Raw genomic sequence first — 11,466 nt, 5'->3', positions numbered from 1 at the left:
GGAGAGAACCATGCAGATTCAAGTCGTCGCCGGCACCGATCGTAGCGGTACGCAAAGCCTGCAGGATCGCATCACCCAACTGCTCAATGAGTTTGGGAACACGGTGCAGGCGGAAGCCTACGGTGCGAACGGGTTGGTCGACATTTTGGAGGTACGGGCTACGGATGGTCAGCGCGAGATCTTGGTGCTGAATTGTTCCCGACTGCAAATCCAAGCGGTTTTGGACTGGCAGTCATGTAGCGAAGACACGAACGAATTCGAAGACCTGGTGCTGCACCTGGTGCGATCGCCAGACAGCCACCAATAACGCCGGCTGCAACCGGCACATTTGAAAGGAGAGAACCATGCGCAACACAGAGCAGCTTGAACAAACCGAACGCGGAGCACTGATTGGGCAGTTGATAGGCGCCCTCGTGACGGTGGTGTTGATTGCCATCGTCGCGGTGCAGGTACCGGATTTGATGATTTGGATTCTCAGCTAAGCGACCGAGAAGTCGGTGCCATGGGGCTGCAACCCCATGGCACCTGCCACCCCTGAAAGGAGAGAACCATGCAAGACCAATCCCACAACGGCAGCGTCGCCGAGGCTAACGCACCTCGTCTACGGCCGACAATGGCCAGCCACCGGCTCGATCTGCCGAGCATCTGCGATATCTGCGGAAAAGCGCGATCGACGCGCACTCATCGAAGCTGTAGCCGCATTCGACAGAAACGGAAAGCTGAGGAATGGGCCGCGTTAATGGCGGAAAGAATTGCTGCACGGATGTCGCGAGGAAAGCGCTACTCACGCTGAAGCACTGCTAGTAGATGGACAGCAATGTTCTAACCACAACGCCTCAGCGCAAGAACTACACTGGCTAAGGCGTCACCAAACCGAAGGATGACCATGTCGAGCAATGTCTTGATATTTGAAGACCTGCAGCGCATCACCGGATACCAGCGCCGATCGGACGTAGAGAAGACGCTGATCGAACAAGGTGTCCGGCTTTTTCGCGGCCGCACAGGGCCGTGGACGACGCTAGATCTAATCAACCAAGCTGCCGGCATGAAGTCGGTCGCAGCAGAGCGATACGAAGCCGATATCCTATGAGGAAAGCTCGGAAGCGGAAGCACAATCCGCATATACCCACCCACATCGACCAGGCCGCTCTTCCAGCGGCCGTTTACTTCGATCACCGAAAAGGTCGAGTCTGGTACACGTTGCACTATGACGAGACGGGAAAACAACGCCGGCGCAACATCGCGCCGGCAGACGTTTCGCTGGCCGAGCTGCACCAGATCATGGACGAGGCATCCAACGTCGACCGTGGCACGCTGCGCTACGTTTGCAGCCAGTTTCATGAGAGTGACCGGTATAAGAAGCTCAGTCCGAAAACCCACGATGACTACTGCTACTCGCGTGATGTTCTGCTGAAACTGCCCACAAAGCTGGGAAAGCCGCTCGGAGACTTGGCGGTGCGCAAGTTCTCTTCTGCCCTAGTGCAGCGCATCGTTGATCGGCTCGCAGACGAGGGTACTCCGTCGAAGGCTGCGCACGCTCTCCGCTACTTGCGGCGCGTATTGCAGTGGGGTCGCAACCGGGGGTTTCTGGATGTGAATCCCGCGCTGGGCATCGAAGCCCCTGTTGAACGAAAACAACGTCGCCTGCCAAATCACCTAGTCATGGATACGCTCATTGATCGAGCAATTGCCCGAGGCTTGCTGATTAGGGGTGAAAAAGGCGGCTGTCCGGAGTACCTCGGCTACGTGATGGAGCTGGCATATCTCTGCAGGCTACGCGGAATCGAAGTGGTCACTCTGACCGACGCGAACGAGCTGGAAAGTGGCGTTCTCACCAACCGCCGCAAAGGCAGCCGTGACAACATCGTTCGCTGGACACCGCGACTGCGCAAAGCCTGGGATCACGCCAAAGCCTATCGAGCCAAGGTATGGGCCAAACGCAAAACGGCGATACCGATCGCACCGTCACGACGGCCCATCATCGTGGCCAGTCACGGCGGGCCGCTACGCAAGTCGAGCTTGGACACGGCGTGGCAACGATTTATCACATTGGCTTTGGCAGACGAGATCATCACACCCGAACAACGGTTTGCGCTTCACGACTTGAAACGACGTGGCATCACCGACACGGCAGGTACGCGAGCGGATAAACAGGAGGCGAGCGGCCACCGCGACCCGAAGATGATGGACGTCTACGACCACAGTGTGCCGACCGTTTCTCCTTCTGCAGAATGAGCAAACCGGACGTAACAAGCGAAACAAGGCCCGCTATTCACGCGGGCCTTGGCGTATCTGGACGTAACAAGGAATCGCATAAGTGCTTGATTTCTATGCTTGAAGCACCTTCCTTGTAATCAGTAGGTCCCGGGTTCGACTCCTGGTGCCGGCACCATATATAAATCAAAGGCTTGCAGCGATGCAGGCCTTTGTTATTTTTGCTGGACGTAAAAAGGGGCGTGATAAGCCCATCATTTCCAGCATCAGCGGCATGCGAGGGAAGCGCCGTGGAGTGGATCGACAAAGCTTTGCACTTTTTTGGACTGGGCTGGCTGAACGGCATGATTGCGGTTGGCAGCGTAGCCTTTGCCGTTCTCGCTTATGTTTGGGCCCGAAAGCGCACCAAAATCTCCCACGTCTATTTAGGCGAGCATTTATTAGGCAGTGCATCTGATTCGCTGCCGCCTGCAATCGTCGTTCAGTACAACGGACATAGCATTCCTCGCTTGACCAAATCACTTTTGGTTATCTGGAACAGTGGCGAAAACACTATTACTGGCGACGCCATCGTCGAAAAGGATCCGCTTCGTGTCCAAGTAGGCGAGGATGGGAAAATACTTTCGGTCTCAGTGCTGAAGAGCAGTCGGGCCGTGAACGATTTTAGAATCGTTCCCTACGTCAATAAACAAGCGAATGAGGCTATCTTATCGTTTGATTTCCTAGACTCGAACGACGGAGCAGTGATTGAAATCCTTCACACAAGCACCGATCGGAAACCACGTCTAAAGGGTACGTTGAGAGGTCTTCCAAAAGGTTTTAGTAACTACGGTCAGTTCACACGTCCGAAGCCTCAGAAGAAATCCAAGACCGGGAAACTGGTCGATGTGATTTTTTCACCGCTCGTTTTAGGAGCAGCAGGTTTCCTATTCGCCATGTACGGTCCCCGACCGATCTTTCTGACTCCTGATGGTGCGAACTCCTTTATCCCAGGCCTGCTCGGTGGTTTTTTTGGCATGTGGGCCGTCCATGCGTATAGCTCTCGGCGTAAGTATCCGAGGGTGCTTCACTTGGAAGCGCTCGAATAGAGCCACCACTACGTAAGCAGGAGCGGCCGCGCGCTGGTAAGCGGCGATGAGAAATTAAGGGATAGACCCGTTTATAACCTGGCTCAACTTTCACTACTTGCACCACGCAAAGCAAAGCCCCTGCATAAATGCAGGGGCTTTGCTATTTCTAGATTGTAGTAGATGCTTCTGTGCCTGAGACTTACTCCCTGTACGTAAACAATCTCAGGCAGGGTACAAATCCCGCAACGCTTCAGGATGCTGACTGGCAACCCTCAGGAGAGTTTGCGCTGCACCCGTCGGCTGCCGGCGACCCTGCTCCCAATCCTGCAAAGTCCGCAGACTCACACCGATAAGTTTGGCAAACGCACTTTGTGAAACGCCCACCTTGGCACGCGCTTCTGCTGCCGCAGAAAGCGGCACCTGCGTTACGCGCGCGGCCTTTCCGGCCTTCATCTGACGTACAGATTCCAGCAAGTCCTGCTGGAATTGCTCCAGTTCATCGACCATCGCTGATTTCCTCCTTCAGTTGCTTAAGGAAGGCTATGGGTAAATCGTCAAACTTTGCCTTGGTGTAGGCAATGAGTAACCAGATCGAGCCTTCAGAAAGCGTATTGTAATAAATGACCCGTGCGCCGCCTCGTTTACCCATGCAGCTACGAGTCCAGCGCACCTTGCGCATACCACCACTGCCAGGCACGACATCACCATCCAACGGATTTGCAGCAAGCCAATTTATGAATTCATCGCGCTCACCCTCTTCCCATATGGCTTCGGCATAGCGCTTGAAAATGTCCGTTTCGATAATTGTATACATGAATCGCACTGTACGGCCATGCCGTATAAACAAACGATAAACGTTTTCCAGGAAAATGCGACGAAATATGTAGCGGGAAATCCTGAGAAATCTGCTGTAACGAGAAGCCAAGCAAAGCCACTACTGGCCACGATTGTGCATCGGCTTTTCCTCAAGCTACCGTCAAACCCGTCGCTGCCAATTCAGCGACCGGGCCTGATAACCCGCGTAAGATACAGGCGCACTAGCGCCCCAACTCACGTTTGCCGGCGCATTTTTTGTGTCTGCATTACCGTGCAATGGCGGCTGTGCGTGGGAGACCTTCGGGTCTGCCGGGTTCCTGTATCTCCGGTTTATCAGCCCGCGCATAGCTGCCACCCATTCGCCTGATAACGAATCGGCAGCTCTCATTTGATACAGGGAGTTCACAAATGAATGCCATCGATCCATCCGTAATCCGCCGCGCTGCCACACCGGTTACCTCACTCCACGCCTTACGTACGGCAGGTGAAGCGATATGACCGACTACCTCGATTTGAAAACCCCAGGCCTTACGCACTTTTCCTTCCAGGCCAATCAAGCGCTGTTCCGCACCAATCGTGGTGTTCCAGTGATGGCCGCCCTCTCGCACGCCTCACACTTGCTTCACATCTCCAAGCTACTGACCACCGACTCCACAGTTTCTCGCGATCCTGACCTTCACTCTTATGCCTCTCAGTATCTGCAGGAGTTGAGCAAGGCGCTGATCGACGATGTGGTGAAAGTGCTGGATGCGCCAACAGCAAGCCATTGACGTTAACTACCAATAAGAGGCCCTCGCCATACAGCGAGGGCTTCTTGCGATTCACACCTGACTGATCTCAAACACAAATGAAATCCTTCTCTGACTCGCACTCCACACATAACGCAAATGCTTACCCTGCTTCGGAACCGACACCGCTGGCGGGCGGAACGCAGCAACACATTCGTGACCCGGCAGGCGAACACTGTTGTAGAGCAGTCCCCAGGATGCAGACTCACGCAGTTGTCGAGCAAACGCCTGGGATGGGCCATAGGCGTCTGGATCGGGTTGATGCAAATCGGGAAAGTCATCACGAACATCATGCAGCGGCTTAACCACACGATTGACGTAAGTACGCATGGTCAACTCAAGATCCGCCTCGTTGGTGGCCGCGAGGAAACGTTCCTGGTGATAGCAGGTTTCGGCGATGGCCGCGGCCTGGCTGCTGGCGGCGTAGTAGACGCCGAAGGCGCCATCGGTGAAGCGGCTGCTTTTGCCGATGTGGGTAAACGCCGCCATCACCGGAGTTGAACCGGGGCCGGAGAGCCGGTCTTCGGGACGCACGCGGGCGAGGACGCCGGCCTGCTCGATCAGGCGATCGTTGGTCAGCGCTTCCAGCGCGTAGGCGATTTCCAGGTCTTCGGGGTCGAGCACGTCTTCGAACAACGCAATCGGCGGGAAGCTGCTGTTGACGATCCGGTAGGCCTTCGGCCATTGCGGCTCAGCCAGCGGCGGGGCCTTCAACCGCGCACCCCATCGAGGTAGCGGCGCACGTCGGCGATATCGACCACCCTCCCCGCCAGCATGTAATCCAGCGCGGTCCGGCCATTGAATGGCGCAGCCGTGTTGGGGCTGCTGACCCACGTATAAGCGCGCTCGCGGCTGTTGCTGAAGATGATGCTCAAGGCCTTGTGAATACCCATCAGATACGAGATTCGCTCCAGCGTGTCGTGTGGCAGGCGAATGTTCGGCGGCAGGTGTTTGTACTTGTAGAACGTGGTGTTGCCGACGCCGCCCAGCAAAGTGCGCTGCTGTTCGGCGTTGCAACCCCAGCGCTCCATGAGATTGAAGAAAAACTTCAGCGCGACGCGCCCGGCCTCGGGGACGTCGAGTTGTTCACGCGGGGTGAGGGCTGGGGATGAGGTAGGCATGATTGTCCTTCTAAGCGGGTCCGCAAGATGAGCGTAGTACACATATGAATTTTTTACATGAAATTATTCGCATACGAATAAACGCCTAAGAATTTCCAAGTTGACACGTTAATGTTCCGTGGCAGAGGATCTGCCTCAAGAGCGCGAAACCGACTGCCATCAGGTGGCGATAGTCGGCGTTAGGAACCCCGTTGATGACCTGAAGATCAGCGCTCGGGTGAGACCTCTACCCTTGTTCAAGGGAGCAAAAAGCCGACAGCAATGTCGGTTTTTTATTGCCTGGTTTATTTGAGCATTTCGCTTGCCTAGTCGAAGTGCTGGCGAACTTTGCCTATGTGCATTCACATGCGGACGCTCTTCAGCGCCCCGTGAATGGCGGCTCTAGAGTCGCAACAAACTGGTGAAGACGAAATTGGAAAGCATCCCTGATGCTAAGGGCACTCGCGCTCAAAGCTGAAAAATATGCGCATATCTCGCCGGGGGAAATTACAGGAGCCATAAGCCGTTTCTCCTCGAAAAACCCTCCCTGCGCACCAAAACCACGCACTTTTCTTGACCCCAATCACCCCCACGTCATCAAAAATCCCGATCCTGTGTCAGCTTCCAGCCATCGGCGGGGACATCAATTCGCTACTAAACCCGCGACAACTATGCTCAGGTGCTGGAATATAGCCGGCATATGACGCCGGATCGGCAGTCTCGTAAACAACAATACCCAGCCCACTTCAGAGGGCATTACCCATGGATAGCAGAACCTTACGCAACCTCATGCGCATCGTGCAGACCGGCTCGTTGTCGGCCGCAGCCGAGCATTCGTGCCTGACTGTGCAGGCCCTGGCCGCGCAGTTGAACAAGGTCGAAGAGCAGTTCGGTTTCCGCTTGTTTCGACGTTCCAACAAAGGGCTGACGCTGACGCCGCAAGGCACGGAGCTGACGCCTTACATGGACAAAGTGCTGATTGCCACGCGACAGATGGAAGAAAAGGTCGAGGCGCTCAAGGTGCCGGGACAGCGCACATTGAAGGTCGCGTTGAACAACACGTTGTCGTCTGACTTCAACCGGCGAATGATCGGACGCCTGATCGAGGTGTTTCCCGATTACCAGATGGAATTCAGCTACGCCGAGTCGATGGAGAACCTCAGCAAGCTGAAGAATGAAGACTTTGATCTTGCGGTGTTGATCGGCCCGCAGCGGCCGGGTCTGCCGAGCATTGTTTTGCCGGATGTGCAGGTGCAGGTAGTCGGTGCCCATTGCGGGCAGGAAAACGATCCACTGACGTTGCTGGGCAACAAGTTTCAGGTGCGTCCTGCGGAAGATTGTCCGTATTCCCACAGTTTCCTGCGTTTTCTCGACGCCGGACTGGGCAATCACGAGAACGGTCAACGCATGGTCTATTCCTGCAGCGAAACCCTGACCCTGTCGCTGATCACGCAGATGGACGCGGTGGGCATGGTTTCTCGTGAGGCCGCGCAAAAGAACGGCCTGACGATTTTCCCCGGATTCGAGGATTTCCTCGAAGTGCGTCTGGCGGTGAACAACCCGAACCTGTCGGGGCAGGCCCTGAATGACGTGGTCGATCTGCCGCTACATGAACGAGCCGAGCGCAATGTACGCAGCCGTCCCAACCGCCACACTGAGAAAGAGGTTTTTGCTGAAATACGCACATAACAACGTCGGAATGGCTGCATAAAATTCCGGGCGATCGAGCTGTAGGTGCTGATCCTTGATCAACAAGGGTGTCAGGCTGATCGCAGCGACGATCGCCACCGGCAGGTATTCCAGCGCCCGCGCAACGAACGGCGGCCAGTGCTCGGTGTTGACTTGCAGCGGCAGCGCGCGTGGCAGGAAGGTCACGGCCATCATCAGCGCGACCACCAGAATCAGGAACGTTTGGTCAGGCATACACCCACTCCGCAGCCCACGAACGTGGCGATGAAAACGTTGAACGGCGAAGTACCGACCAGGCTCAGCGCGCCCATGCAGACGACGGCAGCCGCGGCGGCGATGAGTTTGTTGCGGGTGTTGCACAGCGACACCAGCACGTAGAGCATCATCGCGGTCAGTGCGTAGTCGAGCTGATATTTGATCAGGTGCGATGCATATTGCGCGCAGACAGCGCCCAACAATCCGCCCAGCACCCAAGAGGTGTGGCAGAACAGGTTGAAGCCGATCAGGTAACGAATGTTGACCGGCGCGCCGGTACCCAGTTTGACGCTGTGGAACGCGAAGGACTCGTCGGTCAGGCCACCGGCGTAAGCCCAGCGTTCCATGCGGCTGAGCCCCAATGCGCGCAAGGCCTTGGCCATGTACACCGACATCAGCATGTGCCGCGCATTGATCAGGAAGGTGGTCAGCACGATGGTGGTCAGCGAAGCGCCGCTGGAGATCAGCGCCAGTGCGGCGAATTGCGAAGCGCCGGCGTAGACGAACAAGCACATCGCCACCGGCAGCCACATCGGCAGCCCGGCGTTGACCGCCATCAGCCCGAACACGAACGACACCGTGAAGTAACCGGCCACCACCGGGCTGGCTTCGGCAAACGTGCGCGATGGCTGATGAGCAGCCATCAGCGGCGCACTGCCGGACGTTTCATTCATAGATCCCTCTCAAATGTCCGCTCGCCGTGGGGTTCGCAAAAACCCTGGGCAGTCCAGAATCGCTTGCCCGCGAGGTTAGCATCGTCGACGAACAGAAACATCCGTAATACACCGACCCGTTTCATGTCGGATGACGCCGCTTCCACCAACCGCTGGCCGACGCCCTGACTGCGATAGCGTGGGCTGACCGCCAAGTGGTTGATGGTGCCGCGACTACCGAGCATGCCGCCGAGCACCGCACCGACGATTTCGCCTTCGACGTCGAAGGCCAGATAGGCCGTGGTGGTCTTCTGGATCAATACACCGCGCAGGCATTTGGCGTCCTGCCATTCGCAGAACGACACTTCGTCGAACTGCCGGAAGAAGCGCTCCATGCGCTGCGCGTCCTTGGCGGTGGCGCGTCGCAGCACCACCGGCGTCGAGCACTCGACGCCATCGATTGGGGTGATCTGATTAGCGAACAATGTCGAAAGCGGTCCCGGGCCGCGAGAAGGAAATCGCCAGAATCTGCCGGTACGCCATGGCATGCGTGTGGGTGTTGCGCGCCGGAGTCACGTAATGGCGCATGTCGCGATCAAGGAAGTACGTGGTGTCGAGGATTTCCTTGTAGGTGGTCGACGCCAGTTGATGCTCGTGAACATCGTACAAACGGCTTTCCGCGCCCTCGACATTGTTGCGCCCCCAGAAGTGCACACCGCTGAACGGATAGCCGTCGCAGTGAATCCCTTCCGGGGTGATTTCCAGTTGCTTGCCGGGTTTGATCTCGATGCGGATCTGATGAATCTGGCACTGCCAAATCTCATCGTGCAATTCTTCCGGCAACACGCTTTTGTACACTTCAAAATCGGTGTCGATCAGGCTGCGCATTACCGGCGAAGTGATCACTTCATCAGAGAAGTCCTGAAAGTGCCGCACAACACCGCCCACGTAGGCGTTGTTCTCTTTCGACTGCACGTAGGCGCGATGCTCGAGTTGCTTCAATTCACGTGTTTTCGGGTTGTACTCAAAGTCGCTGTAACGACGGTAACGCATGCCGGCTTCGGCCTGACCGTAGTAACTGTCTGGCTCCATGTTTTCCCAACTTTTGGTCAGTCTGACGAAGTCGGCAAAATGACCGTAGAGATTGAAGTCACCACCCTGGACGTTGACATATTTGTCGCGCCGTAGCGATTCGCCCACTTCTCTGTTCAAAACGATCATTACCAAATTCTCCGCTGCGTTGAGCGGCCTAATCTATTAGGTGGAGAATTTGCGTCCATGAGAAAGAATTTCAGGCATTTAAAGCCCTGCTTGAAACGGTACTTGAAGACGCTTCAAAACAACTTTTACGTGACAAAAACACGGGTTTTTTACGGTTTTTGCGAAAAAGACGTCGAAAAAAAACCCCGAGCCAGTCGGGGTTTTCTCATGTTTCTTACACCGGATCGTTCATCAGAAGATGTTGATCGGGTAGTCCACGAACACACGCACTTCGTTGCCGCTGCTGTTGTAGTCGGCGGATTTCTGCGACACGCGCAGAATCGAGCTGCGCAGTTTCACGCTAAGGTCTTTCGCCGGACCGCTTTGCACGACGTATTTGACCTGGTTGAAGATCTCACGCTCGGTGCCACCACTGCTGGTGTCGGTGGTGATGTTGTCGCCACGCACGTAAGCAAAGTTGTAGCTCAGGCCAGGTACGCCAAAGGCACCGAAGTCCAGGCCGTAGCCCAGTTGCCAGCTGCGCTCGTCTTCAGCGTTGAAGTCCGACCAGTACGAGTTGGCCAGGTAAATGGTGTTGCCACCGTCGCCCTGACGACGACCATCGTTCTGATAACCGCCGTACGGATAACCCAGGTTGCTGTCACCGGTACTGCGCTGGTGCGCCACGGTGAACGAGTGCGGGCCGGTGGCGAATGTGGCCGCCAGGCTCCAGATCTTGTTGTCCTGGCCGCCGGTGTTCTTGATGTCGGCATAAGACTTGTCGAGCTTGGTGCGATAGCCGTTGAAGTCCAGGGTCAGGGACTGATCCTTGTCGATCGGGAACACGTAGTTGGCGTTCACGTACTGCTTCTTCATGACGTCTTCAACGTCGGAAGCGTACAACGCCGCCTTGAACTGTTCGGTGAACTGGTAGCTACCGCCCAACACGTTGATCGACTTCAGACCACCGCTGTCACGGCCTTCAGCGCTTTTACGCGATTCGGCAGTGAAACGACCGGCGTCCAGTTGCAGGCCTTTGATCTCTTTGGAGGTGATCAAGGTACCGGTGTAGCTTTCCGGCAGCAGACGCGAGTTGTCGTAGTTCAGCACCGGCAGGGCCGGCATCTGGTCGCCGTACGTCAGCACGGTGTTGGACACGCGGAATTTGACCGCAGCGCCACCCTTGGACAGGTCGTCAGCCGCATTGCCGCTGTCACCCTGTTTGAAGAAGTCGATACCACCGGCGCCGCTGCGGCCCTTGCCGCCATCCAGACGCAGTGCGTAAAGACCGAAAGCATCGACACCCACACCAACGGTGCCTTGGGTGAAGCCGGAAGAGAACGTACCGATGGCCGCCTGGCCCCACTCGGCTTTGTCCGGGTTGCCGTCTTTGTAATCACGATTGATGTAGGCATTGCGCAGCAGCACTTTCAGGCTGCTGTCTTCAACAAAACCCTTGGATTCGGCCTGGCCGTCAGCCATTGCCGAAGTGGCACTCAACATCCCCAGTGCGATCAGACTGATTCGCTTGTTCAACATTTTGTTTTCCTTATTACGGGTTGAAACGCGCTGTGTCGAACGGCTGAAACGGCGCTATTGCACTCTTTTTTCACCCCGAAACAAAAAGACCCGCCCACGGCAAAACCGTGTCGGGCCCTTTTATTATTTTTGAGTCATGGCG

At 56.1% G+C, this 11,466-nt stretch carries 16 protein-coding genes; 7 read left to right on the top strand and 9 right to left on the bottom strand.

Features of this window, described 5'->3' with window-relative positions:
• Window positions 1–10 precede the first annotated feature (10 nt).
• The 5 genes from ACOYXG_RS00895 (at window position 11) to ACOYXG_RS00875 (ending at window position 3,302) form a co-directional block, all read left to right on the top strand.
• On the top strand, window positions 11–307 hold the full coding sequence (locus tag ACOYXG_RS00895; protein WP_460355362.1) for a hypothetical protein: 297 nt from the start codon (window positions 11–13) through the stop codon (window positions 305–307).
• Window positions 308–344: 37 nt separating this feature from the next.
• Window positions 345–482 carry a hypothetical protein gene (locus tag ACOYXG_RS00890; RefSeq protein WP_460355359.1) on the top strand — a complete coding sequence of 46 codons (138 nt, stop codon included), beginning with the start codon at window positions 345–347 and terminating at the stop codon, window positions 480–482.
• A 398-nt stretch (window positions 483–880) separates the two neighbouring features.
• Window positions 881–1,090, top strand: coding sequence for a hypothetical protein (locus ACOYXG_RS00885; protein WP_460355356.1), 210 nt, complete (start codon window positions 881–883; stop codon window positions 1,088–1,090).
• Complete coding sequence (locus ACOYXG_RS00880; RefSeq protein ID WP_460355353.1) at window positions 1,087–2,235, top strand: site-specific integrase; 1,149 nt, start codon at window positions 1,087–1,089, stop codon at window positions 2,233–2,235. Before ACOYXG_RS00885 ends, ACOYXG_RS00880 begins: the two co-directional genes overlap by 4 nt.
• A gap of 269 nt (window positions 2,236–2,504) precedes the next feature.
• Entirely contained in the window at window positions 2,505–3,302 is a 798-nt protein-coding gene (locus ACOYXG_RS00875) for a hypothetical protein (RefSeq protein WP_460355351.1), read from the top strand.
• A gap of 204 nt (window positions 3,303–3,506) precedes the next feature.
• Here ACOYXG_RS00875 and ACOYXG_RS00870 read toward each other — a convergent pair whose 3' ends face one another.
• Window positions 3,507–3,791 (bottom strand): helix-turn-helix domain-containing protein, encoded by a 285-nt coding sequence (locus ACOYXG_RS00870; RefSeq protein ID WP_164979401.1) that lies wholly within the window; start codon window positions 3,789–3,791, stop codon window positions 3,507–3,509.
• Window positions 3,781–4,098 carry a transcriptional regulator gene (locus ACOYXG_RS00865; RefSeq protein WP_460355348.1) on the bottom strand — a complete coding sequence of 106 codons (318 nt, stop codon included), beginning with the start codon at window positions 4,096–4,098 and terminating at the stop codon, window positions 3,781–3,783. Before ACOYXG_RS00865 ends, ACOYXG_RS00870 begins: the two co-directional genes overlap by 11 nt.
• A 496-nt stretch (window positions 4,099–4,594) precedes the next feature.
• On the opposite strand from ACOYXG_RS00865, the gene ACOYXG_RS00860 reads away from it, so the two are divergent.
• Complete coding sequence (locus ACOYXG_RS00860; protein WP_096796706.1) at window positions 4,595–4,870, top strand: DUF3077 domain-containing protein; 276 nt, start codon at window positions 4,595–4,597, stop codon at window positions 4,868–4,870.
• Between the two features lie 51 nt (window positions 4,871–4,921).
• Here the strand turns inward: ACOYXG_RS00860 and ACOYXG_RS00855 are convergent, their stop codons facing one another.
• Both ACOYXG_RS00855 and ACOYXG_RS00850 read right to left on the bottom strand, forming a co-directional pair.
• The gene (locus ACOYXG_RS00855; RefSeq protein WP_096796707.1) at window positions 4,922–5,602 is read right to left on the bottom strand and encodes an RES family NAD+ phosphorylase; all 681 of its coding nucleotides are present in this window, start codon (window positions 5,600–5,602) and stop codon (window positions 4,922–4,924) included.
• Window positions 5,599–6,009: an MbcA/ParS/Xre antitoxin family protein gene (locus tag ACOYXG_RS00850; RefSeq protein ID WP_007961687.1), complete on the bottom strand. Its 411-nt coding sequence runs from the start codon at window positions 6,007–6,009 to the stop codon at window positions 5,599–5,601. Before ACOYXG_RS00850 ends, ACOYXG_RS00855 begins: the two co-directional genes overlap by 4 nt.
• Window positions 6,010–6,750: 741 nt before the next feature.
• Here ACOYXG_RS00850 and ACOYXG_RS00845 point away from each other — a divergent pair.
• Entirely contained in the window at window positions 6,751–7,677 is a 927-nt protein-coding gene (locus tag ACOYXG_RS00845; RefSeq protein ID WP_007961685.1) for a LysR family transcriptional regulator, read from the top strand.
• Here ACOYXG_RS00845 and ACOYXG_RS00840 read toward each other — a convergent pair.
• From ACOYXG_RS00840 to ACOYXG_RS00820, 5 genes are all read right to left on the bottom strand, one after another.
• Window positions 7,594–7,911 carry an AzlD domain-containing protein gene (locus tag ACOYXG_RS00840; protein WP_003220702.1) on the bottom strand — a complete coding sequence of 106 codons (318 nt, stop codon included), beginning with the start codon at window positions 7,909–7,911 and terminating at the stop codon, window positions 7,594–7,596. The two genes, ACOYXG_RS00845 and ACOYXG_RS00840, sit on opposite strands and share 84 nt — an antisense overlap.
• Window positions 7,890–8,606, bottom strand: coding sequence for an AzlC family ABC transporter permease (locus ACOYXG_RS00835; protein WP_027611235.1), 717 nt, complete (start codon window positions 8,604–8,606; stop codon window positions 7,890–7,892). Before ACOYXG_RS00835 ends, ACOYXG_RS00840 begins: the two co-directional genes overlap by 22 nt.
• Complete coding sequence (locus ACOYXG_RS00830) at window positions 8,603–8,980, bottom strand: GNAT family N-acetyltransferase (protein WP_003220700.1); 378 nt, start codon at window positions 8,978–8,980, stop codon at window positions 8,603–8,605. The genes ACOYXG_RS00835 and ACOYXG_RS00830 overlap by 4 nt, the downstream gene beginning before the upstream one ends.
• A gap of 79 nt (window positions 8,981–9,059) precedes the next feature.
• Window positions 9,060–9,806 (bottom strand): 2OG-Fe dioxygenase family protein, encoded by a 747-nt coding sequence (locus ACOYXG_RS00825; RefSeq protein ID WP_003220699.1) that lies wholly within the window; start codon window positions 9,804–9,806, stop codon window positions 9,060–9,062.
• A 231-nt stretch (window positions 9,807–10,037) separates the two neighbouring features.
• On the bottom strand, window positions 10,038–11,324 hold the full coding sequence (locus tag ACOYXG_RS00820) for an OprD family porin (RefSeq protein ID WP_027611233.1): 1,287 nt from the start codon (window positions 11,322–11,324) through the stop codon (window positions 10,038–10,040).
• Window positions 11,325–11,466 lie beyond the last annotated feature (142 nt).

Source organism: Pseudomonas sp. G3-39, assembly GCF_054790485.1.
The sequence above is the reverse complement of the archived record's forward strand: the minus strand, read 5'-3'. Positions and strand labels throughout refer to the sequence as shown.